Here is an 18,106-nt window from a genome sequence, read left to right on the forward strand (position 1 = left end):
TCCCCAATGCCCGACAACTCCCCAAGGTTATTGACCGTCGCGGTGACCTCGCGCGCCCTGTTCGATCTCGAAGAAGGCCATGCGCTGTTCGAGGCCGACGGAGTGGAGGCGTATTCGGCATTCCAGCGCGAGCATGAGGACGACGTCCTGCAACCTGGCGTTGCGTTCCCGGTGGTGCGCAAGCTGCTGGCGCTCAATCACGATGTGCCCGAGGACGCGCCGCGGGTGGAGGTCATCCTGCTGTCACGCAATTCCGCCGATACCGGCCTGCGCATCTTCAACTCGATCCAGCATTACAACCTGGGCATCGTGCGTGCCACCTTCACCTCGGGCGAGCCGACCTGGCCGTACGTCAAGCCGTTCGGGACCGACCTGTTTCTCTCGGCCAATCCGGAATCGGTACGGCGCGCGCTGAGCCATGGCATCGCGGCGGCGACCATCATGCCGCGCGCACTGGGCGAACGCGCCGAGGCCGCGGCGGCAATCGTGGACAACGACGAAAGCCGTTTGTCGACGCAGCTGCGGATCGCCTTCGATGGCGATGCGGTGATCTTCGGCGACGAGAGCGAACGCATCTCGCGCGAGCAGGGCGTGGAAGCCTTCGGGCGTCACGAGCGCGAGCGTGCACGCGAGCCGTTGTCGGTGGGGCCGTTCCGTAATTTTCTGGCGGCCCTGCACACCTTGCAGGCGGCGTTTCCGCCCGGCCAGGCCTCGCCGATCCGCACGGCGCTGGTCACTGCGCGCTCGGCGCCGGCCCATGAGCGGGTGATCCGCACCTTGCGCGAGTGGGGCGTGCGTCTGGACGAGGCGCTGTTCCTGGGCGGGCGTCACAAGGGCCCGTTTCTTCAGGCGTTTGGTGCGGATATCTTCTTCGACGATTCGCAGCACAACATCGACAGTGCGCGCCAGCATCAGCACGTGGCCGCCGGACATGTGCCGCACGGCGTGGCCAATGATCCGCCGTTTGCCTGAGCCACACACCCGCGCACGACAGGACGGGCTGCGCGGCGTCTGCGCTGGCTGACGCACCAAAGTGTTGTCGCGAAGGGACGCTTAGCGTCCCTGTCCCGCTTGCGCGTCAGCCAACGGCAGGCGGATATCGGTCAGCCGCCATCGCAGGCCTTGCCGCGTCAACACGAACACCACCGGCGCGCCAGTGGCGGTATGCGTAGTTGCGGTGAAGCGGCGAGTGGACTCGAAGCGTTGTTCGGCGCCTCGCAGCGGCCGTGCGGGCGCTGGCGCGGCGTAGGTGTCGGCGCTGACGGTGTCGCCGGTGACCCGATTCCAGACGCTGTGGCCTTGCAACAGCGCGCCAATCCCAAGCGGCGTGACCAGAGTATCCACGCCCGCGCTGCCGATGCCGCTGGCGAGCTGCAAGGCGAACCCGCCGAGCAAGCTCGATTGCAGGCTGCTCCCGGCCTGGCGCACCAGGTAATCGTCCAGCTGCGCCTTGAGGTTGACGCGCAGAGTCGGGAAATCCACGTGTCGCTCCAGCTGTCCGGCATCGCGGTTGGCCACAGCCTGGCTGATGCCGCGGATAGCAAGATATGGTCCGGCAACGACGTACCCGGCCAGCAGCACGACGGCCAGCACCGGCAGCAGCAGCCAGCGCTTCCTCATCGTGTGCATTCCGGTGCTGTTGAAGCCGGGAGCGTGGTCGCCAGGTAGGCGAGGGCTGCGTAACGTCGCTGCGGTGCGCGCAGGATCGGCGCAGCGCGGCACGATTCGCGTGCCAAGTGTGTCATCAAAATTCCAGGTCCAAGGCCGCGCACAGGTAATCGACGAACGGGGCCAGGGTCACCAGGTCCGTCTCGATGGTCTGGCGTAGTCGCGGCCCGGTCATGATGCTGTCGTCCAGGTGACGCAGGTACGCCCAGTTGCGGTGCTTGAGATCGTCGATGAACTCGAAGTCGTTGGGAAATCCACGCGGTGTGCGCACCAGCTTTTCGCTGTCGTCCATGGTGAATTTGCGCAGCAGTTTCGGGTTATGCGCGGCGGCCTTCCAGCTGCCGGGATTGTCGAAAATGAACTGGCGCAGCTTGCGTTGCGTGTCCGGCTCCGGATGCCACAGGCCAGCGCCGACAAAACTTTCGCCCGGCTGCAGGTGGATATAGAACGATGGCGCCGGCATCTGGCGGCGGCGTTCATGGAACAGGCGTGCGCCTTGCCAGTTCTTGTAAGGCGATTTGTCGTTGGAAAACCGCGCATCGCGATAGATGCGAAACAGCGAGCCGCCCTGGGTTTTGGGATCGGCGCGATAGTGTTCGCTGACCTGTGCCAGTGCCGGCTGCAGATCGGTGATCAGCTGCAGAAACGGCTGGCGCACATGCGCCTCATACTGATGCCGATGGTCGTTGAACCAGGTCTTGTCGTTGTGGCGGGCCAGGGCGCGCAGGAACTTGAAGCTGGCGTCGGAAAAGTAGGTGGTCATAGCGTGCGTTGGAGGTCCGAACCCCAGGCGGCGAGCTGATCGAGTAGGGCTTGCTTGGTAGCATCGTCGGAGTGAGTACGCCGTAAATCCGCAATCTGCGCGTGGTATTGCTCCAGGGTGACTTCACCCAGGCCGCGGTCTTCGAGCAGGCGCTGGCGGCGATACACGTTCCAGCGCTCCTGTTCCTCGAACGAGAGTGTCTGCGGCCAGTTGCGCGCGCGGTAGCGAAACAGCAGCTCGATCAGGCGCGGGTCGCGAAAGCGCGCTTCCAGCGCGCCCAGTTCGTCCGGCGCGCTGGCGCGGACCTGTGCAAGCAGGCGTTTGTCGCCTTCGGCCAGAAATCCATCGTAGAGCGAGGCATCGGCATCGTTGACCGCCGCTACCGCGGCGCGTTCGCTGCCGTAGACCTGGCGCACCTTCTCGGCAAGTTCAGGGCCCAAGGCGCGCAAGCGTGCCGCCTTGGCCACTACCGCGTCGTGATCCACACCCAAGCGCTGAAAATCTGCAGCGCGCAGATGCTGCCAGGCCACCAGCGCGGGCGACTTGTTCAGATGCACTTCCTTCAACGGAATGCGCTGTTCGCCTTCCGGCAGATCCGCGGCGCGGATGTACAGGCGGTCGGCAATATCGTCGGGGCTCAGCCGCAACAACACCTCCGGGTCGCCCTCCAGATCGAACACGATCACGCGGCTGTCGATGCGCGGGTGGCGCGTCAGCGGCAACACCGCCGCGGCGCACAGGCGCGAGGCGGGGTAGCGCTGGGAGATATGCAGCACCGGCTGCATGGCGATGACATCCAGCAAGGTGGCGGCAAAGCGCTTGTCGCGCAGGCGCAGCGCGTAGTCCCACAACTTTGGCTGGTGCTGCTGGAATTTGCGCGCCATGCCGATGGTGGCGTACACGTCCGACAAGGCTTCGTGCGCATCGCCTTCGCGCACATCGTTGGCATCGGCCAGGTGCTCCAGCTTGAACGAGGTAGCGCCATCTTCGCGCTGCGGCCAGACGATGCCGTCCGGGCGCAGCGCATGGACCAGTCGCAGCACATCCAGCAGGTCCCAGCGCGAGTTACCGCCACGCCACTCGCGCTCGTACGGGTCGTAGAAATTGCGGAACAGGCCGCAGCGGATGAATTCGTCGTCGAAGCGGATCGAGTTGTAGCCCAGCGTGCAGGTCTGGGGCCGGCCCATTTGTTCGGCGATGCGCGCGAACGCCTCTGCTTCGGTGACGCCTTCGCGCAGCGCATGTTGCGGGGTGATGCCGGTCACCATGGTGGCATAGGGCGAGGGCAGCAGATCATCGGCCGGCTGCACGAAAAAGCTGATGGGCTCTTCGATCACGCGCAACTGCGCATCGGTGCGCACCGCAGCGAACTGTGCGATGCGGGTGCGGCGTGGATCCTGGCCGAAGGTTTCCAGGTCGTAGAAGAGAAAGCTGTCAGGCATGCGGGTACGACATCCAGATGCGCGGCGCACGGCGTATGCGCTGCCGGTGCCGCCCAGTATCCCTCATCGCGGCAACGTCACGCTAAGAGCAGCCAACAAAACTACCGCGCAGCCGCCAGGCGGGTGCGGCCGGTGCTCGGAATCCTCATGTACCACTCGTGTACTGCGGTTCTGAGCGCGCCGTCTGCGCCCACCTGACGACTGCTCACTACGTTTTGTTAGCCGCTCTAAGGCTGTCCTCCGTGTCTTCCGCAGAGGTCAATGCGCGCCGTCCAGCGGCTCCAGGCGTGCGTGCACAACCGCTTCCAAGGCAGCCCAGTCGATGCGCGACAGATCGCGGTGTCCCCGCGTGGCCTCCACCAGGATCTGGCGCTGGATCTCGCTGCGCGCCAGCGCAATCGAATAGCGCGTGCGCAGGAACGTCACCATGGTGTAGTGCGGCACGAAGCGGGTGGGCCAGCGCGCCTGCAATTTCTGTTCGAGCTCGCGCTGCAGCAGGAAGTCGGGGTCGTCGACGCGGTCGCGCATTTCCAGGTAGTTCTCCAGCGCCATCTGTTGGATGGCGGCCGCATCGTCGCGACGCGCAGCCTCGAAGGCCGCGAACGCGCTGGCGAGGTCGTCGTGCGCGTCCAGCTGATCTGCCAACGCCACGCAATCTTCGAATGCGCAATTCATGCCCTGCCCGTGGAATGGCACCATCGCATGGGCGGCGTCGCCGATCAGCAATGCGCGGCCATCCAGATGCCAGCGATCCAGGGTCAGCGTGCCGAGCAGTCCGGGCGGATGCTCTTCCCAATGCTCCCTGAGCTGCGGAATCAGCGGCAATGCGTCCGGGAAATCGCGTGCGAACAAGGCCAATGCTTCATCGCCGGTGCGCGTGGTGGCAAAGCTCGGCTCGCCGGCGTTGGGCAAGAACAGGGTGACGGTGAACGTACCGCCATCGTTTGGCAGCGCAATGCACATGTAGCGCCCGCGCGGCCAGAGATGCAGCGCGTTGCCTTCGATCCGGAATCCGCCGCCCGGCTGCGGCGGAATTTCCAGCTCCTTGTACGAGTGATCGAGGAATTCGGTGCGTTCGCCCAGTGGCGATTTGCGCTGCATCGCCGCGCGCAAGGCCGAGCCGGCGCCATCGCTGCCGATCAAGCTCTGAAAGTGGATCTCGTGCGGTTGGTCGTCGCGGTCGTCGATGAAGCGCGCATAGCCGGCGTCGAAGCCCACGGTATGCAGGCGGCGGTAGAAATGCACGCGCGCGCCGGCCTGTTCGGCCAGGTCGAGCAGCGCGACATTCAGCGCGGCGCGGTGGATCGACCAGATCACCTCGCTGTCGTCGCGCCCGTAGCGTTGCAGCTGCGGTTGGCCGATGATTGGGTGCACCATGCGGCCACGCATCATCACCGCCTTGGCCATCACCGCATCTTCGGCGCCGGCCTGGCGCAGCGCATGCCGGCCGCGCTCGGCCAGCGCCAGGTTGATCGAGCGGCCGGACTCGTAGCCCTTGATGCGCGGGTCGCCACGCCGTTCGTATACGGTGACCTGCCAGCCGCGACGCGACAGCAGGATGGCCAGCAGGCAACCGGCCAGACCGGCGCCGATCAGGGTCAGGGAACGCGGAGAAACTGGGCTCAATGCAATGTCCGGCAGCAGCCGGACGCAGCGCCGGCGAAAAGGGGAAGACAGCGACTGGCAACGACGGTGGCCCCGGCAGCAACGCCGGGCGGGCTGGGAGTGTACGTGGGCGCGCGGCGATTCCGCGTGCCGTACAAGTGCTTTGGTGGCACTGCAGTCAGACTGCCGCGCTCAAGCAGCCGCCCAGGCTTCCACCTGCTCGACGAAGGTATGCAGATCGCTGAAGCGGTTGTACAGCGGCACCGGCGCAATACGGATCACGTCCGGTTCGCGCCAGTCGCCGAGCACGCCGGCCGCGTGCAGATGCTCGAACAGCGCGCGGCCCCGTGCGCGTCCGCCGGCCACCCGCAGCGACAGCTGGCAGCCGCGTCGTGCAGGTTCGGCCGGGGTGACGATCTGTAGTGCCTGCGGCACCCGCGCGTGGATCAATTGCTCCAGATGCCCGGTGAGCTGTTCGGATTTGGCGCGCAACGCAGCCATGCCGGCCTGGTCGAACAACGCCAGCGACGCGCGCAGCGGTGCCAGCGCCAGCACCGGCGGATTGCTCAGCTGCCAGCCTTCGGCGCCGGGCGAGGGCACGAACTGCGGGTCCATGCGGAAGCGGGTCTGCTGCTCATGTCCCCACCAGCCGGCCATGCGCGGCAGGTCGCTATTTGCATGCCGCGCGTGCACGAAGCAACCGCCCACCGCGCCGGGGCCGGCGTTGAGATATTTGTAGTGGCACCACACCGCGAAATCCACGCCGTCGTCGTGCAGGGTCAGCGGGAGATTGCCCACCGCGTGCGCCAGATCGAAACCCACCGCCGCGCCCTGCGCGCGCGCCAGCCGCACGATCTCGGCCAGGTCGAAGGCCTGCCCGGTGCGGTACTGGATGCCCGGCCACAGCACCAAGGCCAGGCGCGGGCCATGCTGCGCGATGGCTTCGGCAATGGCCGTCATCGAGACGGTGCCGTTGGGTTCGTCGGCGTCCACTTCGATCAGATGCGTGGCCGGGTCCAACCCGTGCAGGCGCAGCTGCGATTCCACCGCGTGGCGGTCGGATGGAAATGCGCCTGCCTCGATCAGGATCGCGCCGCGCTCGGCAGTGGGGCGGTAGAAGCTGGCCATCATCAGATGCAGATTGACGCTGAGGGTGTTCATCGCCACCACTTCGCCGGGTTGCGCGCCGACCACGCGCGCCAGCCCGTCGCGCACGAGTTGGTGGTAGGTCAGCCATTGGGTCGGGCCGGTGAAGTGACCTTCCACCGCCAGCGCGCCCCACCGGTCGAGCACCTCGTCCACCATCGCACGTGCCGCACGCGGCTGCAGGCCGAGCGAATTGCCGACGAAATAGGTCTGATCGTCATCGCCGTGCTGCGGGAACACGAAGGCATCGCGCAGGCCGCGCAGCGGGTCGGCGGCATCCAGGGCGACAGCATGGGCGCGGGACAGCAGGTCGGTCATCGTCGGGCTCGCAACACGGATCAGGGCGGCAGTTTACCTGCCCGCATCGTGCACGCCGTCATGCACGGCCGGCGCATCGGCCGAGGCCGGTCGGGCAGGGCGCAGCAGGTGGGTGAGCGTGCCGATGCTGTCGGTGACGCGGTCGATGGTGTCGGCCAGCGCGGCGGTGGTTGGGGAACTGTCGGGCAATGCGGCCAGCGCATCGGAAAGCTGGCGCTCGGCGTTGCGCAAGGTGGTCGCGGCAGGAATACCGCCAGTGCGCAGGCAGTCGATCACCGCGGACAGCGCCTCATCGGCCTGCCGCGCGAAGATGGGCAGCGCGTCCAGCGTGGGCAACGGATGGCCATCGCGCAGCGCCGCTTCCAGCAACAAGCTGGCGCGGATCAGCCGGTTGCCATTGGCCAGCAGCGATTCGGCCAGCTTGAGCTCCTGCAGGTTGCGGCGGCTGCGCGGTTCGCCGCGAAGACGCTCGATCGAGGCCTGCGCATTGGTGCGGGCAACACGCGCGGCGGCACGCGTATCGCTCAGACCCTCCATCTGGCCGAGCAGCACATGGCGGAGATGGTCGCGATATGCGCTGAGCAAGTGCGCCAGCGAGGCGCGAATCTGCCGGCGTTCGCGCGTGGGCCACAACGCATAGGCGACCAGCGCCAGCGCGCTGCCGGCCACTGTCGCCTGCAGGCGCGCGCCGACCGCTTCGCCCGGTGCAACGCCTTCGAAGGACAGCAGCAGCACCAGCATGCCGGTCAAAAACGCCACGCCGATGCCGTAGTTCACCTGTGTCAGCAAGCGAAACCCGAGGCAAAACAGCGCCAGCAGGGCCATGCGGACGCTGGCGCCGTCCATGGCCAGGTGCGCGAGCAAGGTGGCAAGCAATAGTCCGACGAAGGTGCCGGCCACGCGCAACGCGCCAAAGCTGAAGGTGCCGCCGAAATCGGGCTTGAGCACGATGGCGGTGGTCATCGGAATCCAGAAGCCGTGCGGAATCTGCTGCCAGCGCTGGAAGGCGATGGCCAGCGCCAGGCACACGCCGCAACGCAACGCGTGCCGGAAGGCGACCGACGACAGGTCCAGATTCGCGCGCAACGTGGCCCAGGTCGCGGCCGGGCGCAACGCCGACGGCAGCCGCGCTTCGGCCAGTTGCGCCTGGATTTCGCCACGGCTGCTGGCCCAGTGCGCGTTGCGGATCAGCGCGCGCAGCTGGCCGCCCAGGCCTTGCGCGCGCGCGACGGCGACACGCACCAGGCGGCGTTCGCGCGTGTCGGCGTTGTCGTGCTGAAACTGTGCCAATGCACCGACCAGATCGTCGAACCCGGTCATCGAGGCATTGGCGGCCTGCGGGTCTTCACCCATGGTCATCGCGTGCGCGAGCTGTTCCAGCACGATGGCGCTGCGTTCGAGCACGCGTTCGATCGCCGGTCGCGCCTGCGAGTCGGTCAGGCGCGTCTCGGCATCGGCCAACGACAGCAGCTCCAGCCGCACCCGATCGCACAGCTCGGCGATGATGCGAAAGCTCTGCACCGCGATCGCGCGCGAGCGATGCTCGCCGTGCAGCATCACCATCGCGTCGAGTACTTCCTGCGTCGCCGGCGGCGCCGCACTGGCGTCCGGGCGCTGCCGCGCGATGCCGGCCAGCTGGCGCATCAGGTCTGCCAATGCAAAGCGTTCCGGGCGATAACGCTGCAGCGGCCACGCCGCCAACGCCAGCACCACCTGCAGCAGTCCGCCAGCGAAGATCAGCGCCGCCACACCGGGTGCCTGCTGCACCGGCAGCCGCATGTCTGCGCTGACCACCAGCAGGATCATGCTGGTCAGGCCCACCCGCGCGGCCACCGGTCCGAGCGCCACCAGCAAGCCGCCGCCCAGGCCGAGCAACAGGCCGGCCAGCACCAGCGCCGGCGTATTGTGGCCGACCCAGATGCCGAGCAAGGCAGCCAAGCCGGCCGCCAGGGCTGCCATCAACATGCGTTGCAGACGCGCGCGATACGGCCCGGGCTGGTCGGAAAACATGGTATTGAGCGCGCCGCTGCACACCGCCAGGCCGGCGGCAACCTGCCCGGTCGCCACGCCGATCGCCAGCGGCAGGACGACTGCAACGGTGTTGCGCAGCGCGACGCGCAGGGGCACGTCGCGCGGTTTGAGGTCGATCAGTGCGCGCAGCATGGTGCCGGTTTCAGAGCATGCGAGCGGCAAACCTGCTGCGCGCAGCCGCATGCCATCGCGCTGTCAGTCCTCGACCGTGGCATAGCGCTCGGGCGCAGGATGCAGATGCCCGCACTGCGAACAGGTGCGCAGCGCCAGCGAACGGTAGAAGCGATCGAACACCGGCGGGAAGTCGGTTTCGATGTTCTTCAGCGGAAACATCGCTTCATACAACTTGTGATTGCACTGCGGGCAATACCATTGCAGGCCGTCCTGCTCGTTGGGCAGGCGCTCGCGTTCGATCACCAGGCCGATCGAGCCGGCCGCGCGTTGCGGCGAGTGCGGCACCTTGGGCGGCAGCAGAAAGACTTCGCCGGCACGGATCGGAATGTCGCGCGCCACGCCCTCGTCCTGCACCTTCAGCACCATTTCGCCTTCGAGCTGGAAGAACCACTCCGGGCCTTCGTCGTAGTGATAGTCGGTGCGCGCGTTCGGCCCGCCGACCACCATGATGATGAAGCCATCCTGCTGGATGCACTTGTTGCCCACCGGCGGTTTGAGCAGATGGCGGTGTTCCTCGATCCAGGCGTGCAGGTTGATCGGCGGGATCAGCATCGACGTTCCTCGGCAAAGTAAGGTATCCGGCTCAGCCGGCCGCCTACGTCCGATGGACGCTGCGGCCGGCCAGGTGTGCGTGCGGCTCAGCGCTCGGCGCGATCGGCCTGGATCTGCGCCAGCGCTGCGTCATAGCGTTCCTGCAGCAACTCGGGGCGGTCGATCGACATGCCCAGGTCGTGCGCGCGGCCATCGCGCAGGCTGTATACCCAGCCATGCACGCTCAATTGCTGGCCGCGCTCCCAGGCATCGTGCACGATGGTGGTGCGGCACACGTTGACCACTTGTTCGAGCACGTTGAGCTCGCACAGGCGTGCGTGCTGCACCGACAGCTCGCCGGCGTTGTGCAGGCAGGCTTCGTGCTTGTCGGCCACGTCGGTGACGTGGCGGATCCAGTTGTCGACCAGGCCCATGCGCTTCTGGGTCAGGCTGGCGAACACGCCGCCGCAGCCGTAATGGCCGACCACCAGCACATGCTTGACCTTGAGCACATCCACCGCGAACTGGATCACCGACAGGCAATTCAGATCGGTATGCACGACCACGTTGGCGATATTCCGGTGGACGAAGACTTCGCCCGGCGCCATGTCGATGATCTGGTTGGCCGGCACGCGCGAATCGGAGCAGCCGATCCACAGATATTCCGGCGTCTGCTGGGTCGAGAGCTTGGAAAAGAATTCCGGATCCTCGCGGCGGATACGCTCGGACCAGGCGCGGTTGTTTTCAAGCAAGTGGTTAAGCTCGTTCATGCGCGCAGTATTCCAGAAAACGTGGCCGTGGCGGCTTCTATGAGCGCCCAGGATGAATCAGCTTTCAGGCTTCCCGGTCTCGGCGAACGACCGATGTGCGGCCAGTGCACCCCTGGGGAAACTGGCGCCACCGATCAACTCCACAGGTGGCGCCGATGGCCGACTTCAACGCGTTCTTTCCGACCTTGCTCAAACACGAAGGCGGTTTCGTCAACGATCCCGTCGATCCGGGCGGAGCCACCAACAAGGGCATCACCCTGTCGACCTTCAAGGCCTGCGCGCAGAACCTGCTGGGCATCGAGCCAAGTCTGGCGAACCTGCGTGCGTTGACCGACGCCCAGGCTGGGGTCATCTACAAGGCGCAGTACTGGGACCGGCTGCGCGCCGATCAGATCGCGCTGCAGCCGTTAGCCAACATCGTGTTCGACTTCTACGTCAACGCCGGCAACAACGCCATCAAACTGCTGCAGACCGTGCTCAACAGCCAGACCGGCGGCAAGTTGGTCGCTGACGGCCGCATGGGGCCGGCCACCTTCGCGGCGCTGGCATCCAGCAACCAGCAAGACCTGTATGCACGCTACAAGGCCGGCCGCAGGGACTATTACCACAGGCTCGTCGCAGCGCGACCGGCGCTTGGCAAGTTTCTCAAGGGCTGGCTGGCGCGCGTGGATTCCTTTCCCGACTCGGTCTGAGCCGGCAGCGGCCCAGCGACACTTCCTACCGACGAGCCCGACATGGCGCAGATATCCCTCAATGATCTGATCGAAGCACTGGCTGGCGCGGTCATCGACGCCCAGGACCGGATCGAGCAACACCAGATGGCCAACCTGGGTGCGTTCTTCGACGAAGACAACCGTCCTAGAAGCGTCCTGATCCGCTTGCCGTCGCAGCACCCGGAAGCGGGTGAGAACGACGAAGACCTGTATCGGGCACCGCTGTTGCCGCTGGTGTCGTCCAACGTCCTGCGGATCAAGGATGTAGAGATCAGTTTCGATGCACAGCTCGGTGAACTCAGCGAGCTGGACGAAGCAGGCGTGCCGGATGCGTTGGCGGTTCCATCCGTCGTCGAGGACTGGCATCCCAAGCCGCCGGCGCTGCCAGGCCAGATTGGCATCGATCTCGGCTCCAACGCAAAAAATGCACGAAACAGTGCGGTGCACGTCGTGTTGCGCGTGGAAGGCAGCGAGCCGACCGAGGGCGTGGCACGTCTCATCAATCGCCTTGCGCAGTCGCAAGGTGTGTTCAAGACGGTCAAGGGAGAGTAACGCCCGCCGTCATCGCTTTCTTCTTAAACAACCGTTCTTCAGGAGAACATCATGAGCGATATCGTCAACATGTCCGACCAGTTCAAGGGCCTGCCGATGGCAGACCTGATCGGCGCTCCGCTGCGTGCAGCCTGCGATGCGCAGGTCATGCTGGCACGGGCCACCGCCGACTTCATCAAGGTCATCGGCTTTCTGCCGCCGACCGACCCTGCCGATCCCAACGGGAACGGCGGCACGCGCACCGCGCAGTTCAAATTCAAGCGCCCGGTCGAAGACCCTAGCGGTACCGGCATGGCAGAGGAAGAAGTCGAGATCGTTGTACCGCTGTTGACCCTCGTCAACGTCCCCAACCTGAGCATTCAGACCGTGGACGTCACCTTCGATATGGAAGTCAAATCCTCGTTCTCGGAAAAGGAAGCCGAAGACAAGAGCCTCAAGGTGGATCTGGAAGCCAGCGTCGGCTGGGGCGTCTTCAAGGCCAAGGTCAACGTGCAGGGCTCCGTGTCCAGCCACAAGGAAAATACCCGCTCTTCGGATAACTCGGCAAAGTATCACGTCGCGCTGCACGCCGAAGATCGCGGCACGCCCGAAGGCCTGTCGCGTGTGCTCGACATCCTGCAGACCGCTGCGGCCCCACGCAAAGTCACCGCACCTGTGCCGGTGCCGTAACGTCGCTAGTGCGTCCCGTACTTTCCCCTAACCCGAGTCGTTGCCGATGATGGATTTTTCAGAAGTCAGTTTCATCAAGCGCATCGTCGTCGGCAGCGACAACCCGGCAAAAATGCAGACTGCCGAGCAGGTCGAAGCCGCGCAGCAGTTGCTCAATCGCTGCCTCAGCGAAGCGCCCAGGGGGGCAATTCTCGGAATCGAGAAGAGCTTCAATATCCTGCAGTTGGGCGAGCACCAGGTCGTGCTGCAATGGCTGTGCTACCACGTCGGGTTCAAGCGCAAGCCGGTCTGGCTGACGGAGGCATAGATGGCACGTGCGAGCTATTGCCTCGACACCTTCGTGGAGCTGCTCGACCAGGCCGTCCGACGCGCGCAACAGCGGTGCCGCCAGCGGCACGCTGCAGTCGTAAATGCCGCGGCGGCCGCATGCGACCTGTGGGTGCAGTGCATGGATGCAGAGCAAACGGCGCAGGCCGAAACGGCAACCCTGTTCTCCATTCCTGTATGCCAATTGCGTGCGCTGCGGCTGCAGCAAATCAGCGAGCTTTCGTTGACGCTGCAAGTGCAGATCGAGCCGGTCACGCAGGCCGACGGTGCACCCGGGTTGGCATTGCGTCTTGCGCCGCCAGATGGCCGTACGCCTGGGCATACGCTGAAGATCAGCTATCAAGGAGCCGAGCGTCCGCGTGGCGTGCTTTGGTTCGATGGTGTCGCACTGAAGGAGTGGACGCTGCACCCGTTCATGGACGTGCCACTATCCGATCCAGGAGCGCTGCGGTGAGGCTGCTGCTGTCGGATGCCGATGCCCGGGCGCTCGCCGAGCGGCTGGGAACCGATGTGGCCGCCTTGCATGCAGATCTCTGTCGGCAGTCCCGGCGCAAGCTGCGATCCAGCTTCGTCATCTGCCTGGTCGTTGTTCTGGTTATCGCTGCGTTCGGTGTGCTGAGCGGCAGCGTGATCGATCTCTCCATGCTTTCCAATTTCTTATCGGAGCTTTTTCATGGCTGGTCAACATCGCTATCGACATCACATTTTGCGCATCACCTCGGCACTTGCCTTGTGTGTATCGCTGACCGCAGCGCAGGCAGCTCCGGCGGGCGGGATTCCGGCTGGTGACTGGCGCGGCATCCTGTCCGCCAGCGGCAGTGCTGGGCCGGTCTACGTCCGTCTGAGTGCGCGCGCGGCTGGAGGCGAGGGTACCCAGGTGGCGGATCTGCGATTCGGGCCTCCCTACAATTGCGCGCTCGAGTTGCGCGCGCAGCCGGACGGGTATGGTTTGCTGTCGCGCAATGGCGGCAAGTTCTGCGAGGCGCTGACCGGCGGGCTTGCCCAACTCCAGATCGCAGAGGGTGGGGCGCACGGGATGCAGCTCACCTTGTCTGGCAGCGCCTCGCCGCTCGTCGTCGCCCTGAGTCAGAGCAGTGCTGGATTGGCCGAAGCCGGGCGCTGGCGTGGGGCGGGGCTGATCTCCGCCCAGCTGGAAATCGTGGCGACCACGATCCGTCCCGGCGACGTGCTCGGTCGCCTGCGTTACGGTGCTCCACGGGATTGCCAGGTGGAATTGCGCTATGCCGGGCGTGCAGCAGGTGCGTTGAATGCCTGGGTCGTGGCCAACGATAGAGGCTATTGCCGTCAGCTCAGCGATGCCCAGGCCAGTCTGCAGGTTCGTGCAGATGGCAGTGCCGAGCTTGCATTGCTGTTGAAGGGACAGCGAGAGACGGCGCTGTTCGAGCGGATGCCTTGAGGTGTCGTAGCCGCGTGGCTGCCAGTAAGGACGTCATTTATGTGGAAGCGAGCCAGTCGGCGCGCCGGCCTACGACGACGCGCAGTGGCCCAGCCGGTCCCGCCGGCGGATTTCGGCGGGCCGGCATTTTCCAGCGTGCTCGAACAACTGGAGCTCGAATGCCGGGCGATGGTGTCCTACGCACTGAAGCAAGGTCTGGCGATGTCTCCCGATCTGCCTGGCCGGCTGGCAGAGCTGCGCGTGATGCCTGGCGCCTCCTTGCACGGCGAATCCGGCGCGCGCGAATTGGCCGGTCTGCACCGACAGCTGGTGCGTGCGATCCAGCCGGCAACGCCGCAGGCGGTGGTGCTGATCGAGCGCGAGCGCCTGCGCGGTGGCTGGTTGCGCTGGCTGGGGCCGATTCCGTTGATCCGCACCTTGACCTTGACCTCGGTCGGTTGCCTGGCCTCAGTGGTCGGTCTGGCAATGTCCAGCCTGGTGAACGAGCACAACATCACGCTGGGCTTCCTCGCTTCCTCGGGGAGCACGCTGGGCTGGAATGTGATGTTCATCCTGGCCTGTGCCGGACTCGGTGCAGCGTTTTCCGCGTTGTTCCAAGCCCATCGTTACGTTGCCGACGCAACATACGATCCGCGCTTCGATTCCTCCTATGCCGCGCGCATGATCCTCGGTCTCATCGCTGGCCTGATCCTGGTGGAGTTGCTGCCGGAGAATCTTTTTGCTGACAGCAGCCTGGGCGCGTTCGGAAAGCCCGCACTGGCGATGATGGGCGGCTTCTCGGCAAGCGCGGTGTATCGCCTGCTGCAACGCATGGTCGAGGTCATGGAAACGGTCGTGCGCGGCGATTCCGGCCAACAAGCCGCTGCCGCGATCCAGTCGCAGCGTGCGTCGGCCGAATCCGAAAGCATCCGCGCCCGTGGCGAACTTGCCGCGGGTCTGTTGGACCTGCAGCGTGAGATGCAGGCCGATCCGCGCCTGGATCAGGTGCGCCAGCAACTGACCGGCCTTGCCAGGCAGATGATGTCAGACGAGTCCTGATCGTTCGCGCATGAAATGCGCTCAACACGCGCGTGCGCCCTTTTTTGCCCGTCCGTAGAGTGCGGTTTGGCACGGCCTGCCGGACATCAGGTGGCAGCACGCTTTCGCGTTGTGCGGCATAGCTCGCTTCGGCGTCGGCGCAAATTGCGTAACACGCTTCAGGCAGGCGCACCCGACACGGCGCCTCAGCGACATTAGCGGCGTTGTCGATACCAGCATCTGATGCTCGCCAAATCAGTTCAAGACCGATGGCCCGGAGATAAGCGTGTGACAAGCTCGCTCAAGTGCTCCTGCCGAGCATCTGCCGATTCGCTGCAGCGCGCCGCGTGCAAGCCGCTGCACAGCGCGGTCCCCATTCGTGCACCAGAGGGTATGATGAAGACACGTATCGTCGTCGCTGCCGATCGCACCATCCTTGTGGAAGGGATGGTCGCTTTGCTGCAAAAGGTTCCCGGTATCGAAGTGGTAGGCCATGCAGAAGACGGGCTGGCATGTCTTCAGATCGCCGCCAGAGAGCGCCCTGATATCGTTCTGGTGGATGTGCTCCTACCCGGCCTCAATGGTATCGATCTGACGCGGCGCTTGATGCAGCGCAGCCCCAACAGCCGGGCAATCTGTATCGCTCCGTCCGATGCCTGTACCCAGGCCAGCGCAGTCTTCGAAGCTGGCGCCAAAGCATATCTGGCGCGAACCAGCCGTTTTGCCGAATTGCTGCGGGCAATTCAATGCGTCATCCAGGATCAGACCTACATCAGCCCGCAGATGTCGCGTTCGCTGATCGCCGGGCTGCGTCGAGCCGCCAAGGCCGATTCGGCCTACACCCGACTCACCTCACGCGAGCGCGAAATCGTGCAGCTCTATTCGGAAGGCCTGTCCACCAGGCAGATCGCCAACCGCTTGCACCTGAGCGTGAAGACGGTGGGGACGCATCGCGAAAACTGCATGTTGAAGCTCAATATCCAAAGCATCGCTCAGCTGACCCGTTATGCGATCGCCCAGGGCCTTTCTCCGCTTGAAGCTGCAATCGACGGTAACAGTGAGTCATCCGATGGCTGCGTAGCGCAGCACATGCGCCGTGCCGGCTGAGGCGTGTCGGCATGCACTGCGGTACATCGACGTCGGCACATTTCTGAGCGCCAAAAGCGCCGATCTGGCTGGCGCGCTGTCCAAGGCCGGCAATGGTGCCGTTGCCGGCGCGCGAGGCGGCAATTTGGAGTCGATTCAACGGCTGGAGCGAATGCTCGAACATGACCGCACCGGCAAACTACTGCTCATGCCATGAGCGTCGCGAAGGGCAATTCCTTACGAAGTGGGAGACACCTGCAATGACCTGTGCGCGGGCCGATGCAGGCGTCGGCCGCAGTGTGGCCGACGCGCCCCAGCCGTTTGGTGACTAGCCGTTCGGGGTACGAAGCGGCCGCCTCAGCGCGTCGTATCGACATCCAGCGCCGCCTGCATCAATGCTGCGATGGCGTGCGCGTCTTGGTCGGCTTGCTGCGTCAGGAACTGGGCGACACTGCGTTGATTGCCGGCCGGGTGGTTCTGGCTCAGCTTGAAGGTGAGCTCGATGCGGCTTGGAACGAAGCGGAAGCCGACCAGGCCGCGCAATTGCCGGCGATGACTGTCGCGCTCCATTTCGAACTGCCAATCGCTGCCCACGCGCTGCTCGAAGTGCGCGCTCATGCGCGCAATCAGACTGCCCAGCGCGTTTTCATCGCTCACCTGGTTGCAGCGTCCATGCAGGTGCGCAACGGCGTAGTTCCAGGTGGGCACACGCGCAGCTGCGTTTTTGTCCAGGTACCAGGTGGGCGAGACATAGGCATGCGGGCCCTGCAACACCATGACCGCGTCGCCAGCAGTGCGCGCCTGCGGATTGGGGCGTGCCCAATGGCCTTCGATCACGACATCCTGGCCATCGCGCTGATACAGCACCGGCAGGTGCGAGATCGCCGGCTGCCTGTCCTCGTCCTGGCTGATCAGGGTGACGAACGCATCGCGCGCGAACAGCCAGTCCAGCAAGGCCAGATCGGTCTGCGCAAATGCGCGCGGGGCGTACATGTCAGGCGCGGCCGCCCATGTTCACGACCATGCGCGCACGCAGCTCGGCATCGTCGTTACCTTGGGGCGGCGAGACTTCATGCAGCGAAAAGCCGCGGATGAGCGCGTCTTCCTCGTCCAGCCCTTCCAGTGCCACGAATTCGGCATCGAACAAGGCTGCGCGTGCGCTGTCTTCGCTGTCGTAGGGCAGCGTCTTGCCGTCGCTGTCCAGTACCTCGGCGGTGCCGGCTTCGTTGACGCGCAGGCGCGCCCAGATCAGCGTGCGGCCGATCGTGGCCAGCCACCAGGAGTCGCGGGCGCCCTGCAGGGTGTCTTCGTAAGTGGTCATTGCATTACCTTGGAAAGCAGGCCGAGCAGGGCCGCCATGCCCAGGCCGAAAAAGATGGTGAGCAGCGAGAGCCAGGCGGGTGTGGCCAGACCGGACAGCGCAGTGTCGCGGTAGCTGCGGTAACGGCGCGCCAATAACCAGCGCAACGCCACAGGGCTGATGAAGGCAGGGTCGCCGAAGCTGGCCAATGCCTCCGGGTGGCGGTCGCGCATGTGCACCAGGGTCAGCGGCCAGAAGATCAGCAGCGCGGTCAACCCGGCGACGGCGACACCCACAAAACACAGTGCGAAGAACAGGGTCATGTGGCCGCCAGCAGGAGTGCGAGTTTGGGGAGTGTCGCGCCGATGACCAACGCGGCGATGGACCAACGCATTGGACCGGTGGCATGCCGGGTTGCGGCGCGCGCGGCGTCGGTCTGCCACCAGCGTTGCGGCTCCAGTTGGCGCGCTGCCAGCCGCGCCAGCAACACGCTCCGTACCGCCGTCAGCCCGGCCATGATCGCCGCTAGCCAGAAGGCCAGCGATTGCAGCAGGGGGACGGCGGCCGGCAAGCTCAC

Annotated in this window: 21 protein-coding genes, 1 other RNA gene and 2 pseudogenes; 11 read left to right on the forward strand and 13 right to left on the reverse strand. The window is 65.3% G+C overall.

What is annotated here, in order from left to right; genetic code table 11:
• Positions 1 to 6: 6 nt before the first annotated feature.
• The gene (locus LN450_RS06665; RefSeq protein WP_011347008.1) at positions 7 to 972 is read left to right on the forward strand and encodes a 5'-nucleotidase; all 966 of its coding nucleotides are present in this window, start codon (positions 7 to 9) and stop codon (positions 970 to 972) included.
• Between the two features lie 81 nt (positions 973 to 1,053).
• Here the strand turns inward: LN450_RS06665 and LN450_RS06670 are convergent, their stop codons facing one another.
• The 3 genes from LN450_RS06670 to sbcB all read right to left on the reverse strand — a co-directional run bounded on the left by LN450_RS06670 (position 1,054) and on the right by sbcB (position 3,873).
• The gene (locus LN450_RS06670; RefSeq protein ID WP_039417642.1) at positions 1,054 to 1,620 is read right to left on the reverse strand and encodes a DUF2939 domain-containing protein; all 567 of its coding nucleotides are present in this window, start codon (positions 1,618 to 1,620) and stop codon (positions 1,054 to 1,056) included.
• Positions 1,621 to 1,744: 124 nt separating this feature from the next.
• The gene (locus LN450_RS06675; protein ID WP_011347010.1) at positions 1,745 to 2,431 is read right to left on the reverse strand and encodes a DUF2461 domain-containing protein; all 687 of its coding nucleotides are present in this window, start codon (positions 2,429 to 2,431) and stop codon (positions 1,745 to 1,747) included.
• Positions 2,428 to 3,873, reverse strand: a complete 1,446-nt coding sequence (gene sbcB / locus LN450_RS06680) for an exodeoxyribonuclease I (RefSeq protein WP_011347011.1) — start codon at positions 3,871 to 3,873, stop codon at positions 2,428 to 2,430. Before sbcB ends, LN450_RS06675 begins: the two co-directional genes overlap by 4 nt.
• 147 nt (positions 3,874 to 4,020) lie before the next feature.
• Between sbcB and LN450_RS06685 the strand changes: the two genes are divergently transcribed.
• A non-coding RNA gene (locus tag LN450_RS06685) (sX9 sRNA) lies at positions 4,021 to 4,097 on the forward strand.
• 34 nt (positions 4,098 to 4,131) lie between these two features.
• On the opposite strand, the gene LN450_RS06690 is transcribed toward LN450_RS06685, so the two are convergent.
• The 5 genes from LN450_RS06690 to can all read right to left on the reverse strand — a co-directional run bounded on the left by LN450_RS06690 (position 4,132) and on the right by can (position 10,448).
• Entirely contained in the window at positions 4,132 to 5,499 is a 1,368-nt protein-coding gene (locus LN450_RS06690) for an FAD-dependent oxidoreductase (protein ID WP_011347012.1), read from the reverse strand.
• 171 nt (positions 5,500 to 5,670) lie between these two features.
• Positions 5,671 to 6,942: a kynureninase gene (kynU, locus tag LN450_RS06695; RefSeq protein WP_011347013.1), complete on the reverse strand. Its 1,272-nt coding sequence runs from the start codon at positions 6,940 to 6,942 to the stop codon at positions 5,671 to 5,673.
• A gap of 33 nt (positions 6,943 to 6,975) precedes the next feature.
• Positions 6,976 to 9,156, reverse strand: coding sequence for an FUSC family protein (locus LN450_RS06700; RefSeq protein WP_039417635.1), 2,181 nt, complete (start codon positions 9,154 to 9,156; stop codon positions 6,976 to 6,978).
• A gap of 12 nt (positions 9,157 to 9,168) precedes the next feature.
• Positions 9,169 to 9,699, reverse strand: coding sequence for a 3-hydroxyanthranilate 3,4-dioxygenase (locus LN450_RS06705; RefSeq protein WP_008576309.1), 531 nt, complete (start codon positions 9,697 to 9,699; stop codon positions 9,169 to 9,171).
• Between the two features lie 86 nt (positions 9,700 to 9,785).
• Positions 9,786 to 10,448 (reverse strand): carbonate dehydratase, encoded by a 663-nt coding sequence (can, locus tag LN450_RS06710; RefSeq protein WP_011347016.1) that lies wholly within the window; start codon positions 10,446 to 10,448, stop codon positions 9,786 to 9,788.
• Positions 10,449 to 10,603: 155 nt separating this feature from the next.
• Between can and LN450_RS06715 the strand changes: the two genes are divergently transcribed.
• From LN450_RS06715 to LN450_RS06735, 5 genes are read left to right on the forward strand one after another with little or no spacing between them, the layout of a single operon-like run.
• Positions 10,604 to 11,140 (forward strand): glycoside hydrolase family 108 protein, encoded by a 537-nt coding sequence (locus LN450_RS06715; RefSeq protein WP_008576306.1) that lies wholly within the window; start codon positions 10,604 to 10,606, stop codon positions 11,138 to 11,140.
• 42 nt (positions 11,141 to 11,182) lie between these two features.
• Positions 11,183 to 11,713, forward strand: coding sequence for a DUF2589 domain-containing protein (locus LN450_RS06720; RefSeq protein WP_011347017.1), 531 nt, complete (start codon positions 11,183 to 11,185; stop codon positions 11,711 to 11,713).
• Positions 11,714 to 11,764: 51 nt separating this feature from the next.
• On the forward strand, positions 11,765 to 12,382 hold the full coding sequence (locus LN450_RS06725) for a DUF2589 domain-containing protein (protein ID WP_003485902.1): 618 nt from the start codon (positions 11,765 to 11,767) through the stop codon (positions 12,380 to 12,382).
• Between the two features lie 46 nt (positions 12,383 to 12,428).
• The gene (locus LN450_RS06730) at positions 12,429 to 12,689 is read left to right on the forward strand and encodes a hypothetical protein (protein ID WP_008576302.1); all 261 of its coding nucleotides are present in this window, start codon (positions 12,429 to 12,431) and stop codon (positions 12,687 to 12,689) included.
• Positions 12,690 to 13,163, forward strand: a complete 474-nt coding sequence (locus tag LN450_RS06735) for a hypothetical protein (RefSeq protein WP_011347018.1) — start codon at positions 12,690 to 12,692, stop codon at positions 13,161 to 13,163.
• An 11-nt stretch (positions 13,164 to 13,174) separates the two neighbouring features.
• Here LN450_RS06735 and LN450_RS06740 read toward each other — a convergent pair.
• Positions 13,175 to 13,363 (reverse strand): annotated as a pseudogene (locus LN450_RS06740) (hypothetical protein); the annotation flags it as partial.
• A gap of 52 nt (positions 13,364 to 13,415) precedes the next feature.
• On the opposite strand from LN450_RS06740, the gene LN450_RS06745 reads away from it, so the two are divergent.
• The 4 genes and pseudogenes from LN450_RS06745 (at position 13,416) to LN450_RS06760 (ending at position 16,446) form a co-directional block, all read left to right on the forward strand.
• Positions 13,416 to 14,126: a hypothetical protein gene (locus LN450_RS06745; protein WP_039417641.1), complete on the forward strand. Its 711-nt coding sequence runs from the start codon at positions 13,416 to 13,418 to the stop codon at positions 14,124 to 14,126.
• Between the two features lie 168 nt (positions 14,127 to 14,294).
• The gene (locus LN450_RS06750) at positions 14,295 to 15,164 is read left to right on the forward strand and encodes a hypothetical protein (RefSeq protein WP_039417640.1); all 870 of its coding nucleotides are present in this window, start codon (positions 14,295 to 14,297) and stop codon (positions 15,162 to 15,164) included.
• 372 nt (positions 15,165 to 15,536) lie between these two features.
• The gene (locus LN450_RS06755; protein WP_014089852.1) at positions 15,537 to 16,250 is read left to right on the forward strand and encodes a response regulator; all 714 of its coding nucleotides are present in this window, start codon (positions 15,537 to 15,539) and stop codon (positions 16,248 to 16,250) included.
• Positions 16,217 to 16,446 (forward strand): annotated as a pseudogene (locus tag LN450_RS06760) (hypothetical protein). The gene LN450_RS06755 and the pseudogene LN450_RS06760 overlap by 34 nt, the downstream one beginning before the upstream one ends.
• Positions 16,447 to 16,586: 140 nt before the next feature.
• On the opposite strand, the gene LN450_RS06765 reads toward LN450_RS06760, so the two are convergent.
• The 4 genes from LN450_RS06765 to LN450_RS06780 are packed head-to-tail and all read right to left on the reverse strand — an operon-like array spanning position 16,587 to position 18,106.
• Positions 16,587 to 17,222 carry an FMN-binding negative transcriptional regulator gene (locus tag LN450_RS06765; protein ID WP_011347023.1) on the reverse strand — a complete coding sequence of 212 codons (636 nt, stop codon included), beginning with the start codon at positions 17,220 to 17,222 and terminating at the stop codon, positions 16,587 to 16,589.
• Position 17,223: 1 nt separating this feature from the next.
• Positions 17,224 to 17,550 (reverse strand): hypothetical protein, encoded by a 327-nt coding sequence (locus LN450_RS06770; protein ID WP_008576284.1) that lies wholly within the window; start codon positions 17,548 to 17,550, stop codon positions 17,224 to 17,226.
• A complete protein-coding gene (locus LN450_RS06775; protein ID WP_008576283.1) occupies positions 17,547 to 17,852 on the reverse strand; it encodes a hypothetical protein in 306 nt (101 codons plus the stop codon). The genes LN450_RS06770 and LN450_RS06775 overlap by 4 nt, the downstream gene beginning before the upstream one ends.
• Positions 17,849 to 18,106, reverse strand: a complete 258-nt coding sequence (locus LN450_RS06780) for a hypothetical protein (RefSeq protein ID WP_029819147.1) — start codon at positions 18,104 to 18,106, stop codon at positions 17,849 to 17,851. The genes LN450_RS06775 and LN450_RS06780 overlap by 4 nt, the downstream gene beginning before the upstream one ends.

Origin of the sequence: Xanthomonas euvesicatoria pv. euvesicatoria (genome assembly GCF_020880415.1) — a bacterium.
Lineage (GTDB): Bacteria > Pseudomonadota > Gammaproteobacteria > Xanthomonadales > Xanthomonadaceae > Xanthomonas > Xanthomonas euvesicatoria.

Excerpts from the sequence above, each read along its gene's own strand:
- LN450_RS06665 (WP_011347008.1), top strand. The coding sequence starts at position 7 with ATGCCCGACAACTCCCCAAGGTTATTGACCGTCGCGGTGACCTCGCGC.
- LN450_RS06670 (WP_039417642.1), bottom strand. The coding sequence starts at position 1,620 with ATGAGGAAGCGCTGGCTGCTGCTGCCGGTGCTGGCCGTCGTGCTGCTG.
- LN450_RS06675 (WP_011347010.1), bottom strand. The coding sequence starts at position 2,431 with ATGACCACCTACTTTTCCGACGCCAGCTTCAAGTTCCTGCGCGCCCTG.
- sbcB (WP_011347011.1), bottom strand. The coding sequence starts at position 3,873 with ATGCCTGACAGCTTTCTCTTCTACGACCTGGAAACCTTCGGCCAGGAT.
- kynU (WP_011347013.1), bottom strand. The coding sequence starts at position 6,942 with ATGACCGACCTGCTGTCCCGCGCCCATGCTGTCGCCCTGGATGCCGCC.
- LN450_RS06700 (WP_039417635.1), bottom strand. The coding sequence starts at position 9,156 with ATGCGGCTGCGCGCAGCAGGTTTGCCGCTCGCATGCTCTGAAACCGGC.
- LN450_RS06705 (WP_008576309.1), bottom strand. The coding sequence starts at position 9,699 with ATGCTGATCCCGCCGATCAACCTGCACGCCTGGATCGAGGAACACCGC.
- can (WP_011347016.1), bottom strand. The coding sequence starts at position 10,448 with ATGAACGAGCTTAACCACTTGCTTGAAAACAACCGCGCCTGGTCCGAG.
- LN450_RS06715 (WP_008576306.1), top strand. The coding sequence starts at position 10,604 with ATGGCCGACTTCAACGCGTTCTTTCCGACCTTGCTCAAACACGAAGGC.
- LN450_RS06720 (WP_011347017.1), top strand. The coding sequence starts at position 11,183 with ATGGCGCAGATATCCCTCAATGATCTGATCGAAGCACTGGCTGGCGCG.
- LN450_RS06725 (WP_003485902.1), top strand. The coding sequence starts at position 11,765 with ATGAGCGATATCGTCAACATGTCCGACCAGTTCAAGGGCCTGCCGATG.
- LN450_RS06730 (WP_008576302.1), top strand. The coding sequence starts at position 12,429 with ATGATGGATTTTTCAGAAGTCAGTTTCATCAAGCGCATCGTCGTCGGC.
- LN450_RS06735 (WP_011347018.1), top strand. The coding sequence starts at position 12,690 with ATGGCACGTGCGAGCTATTGCCTCGACACCTTCGTGGAGCTGCTCGAC.
- LN450_RS06750 (WP_039417640.1), top strand. The coding sequence starts at position 14,295 with ATGGTGTCCTACGCACTGAAGCAAGGTCTGGCGATGTCTCCCGATCTG.
- LN450_RS06755 (WP_014089852.1), top strand. The coding sequence starts at position 15,537 with ATGATGAAGACACGTATCGTCGTCGCTGCCGATCGCACCATCCTTGTG.
- LN450_RS06765 (WP_011347023.1), bottom strand. The coding sequence starts at position 17,222 with ATGTACGCCCCGCGCGCATTTGCGCAGACCGATCTGGCCTTGCTGGAC.
- LN450_RS06770 (WP_008576284.1), bottom strand. The coding sequence starts at position 17,550 with ATGACCACTTACGAAGACACCCTGCAGGGCGCCCGCGACTCCTGGTGG.
- LN450_RS06775 (WP_008576283.1), bottom strand. The coding sequence starts at position 17,852 with ATGACCCTGTTCTTCGCACTGTGTTTTGTGGGTGTCGCCGTCGCCGGG.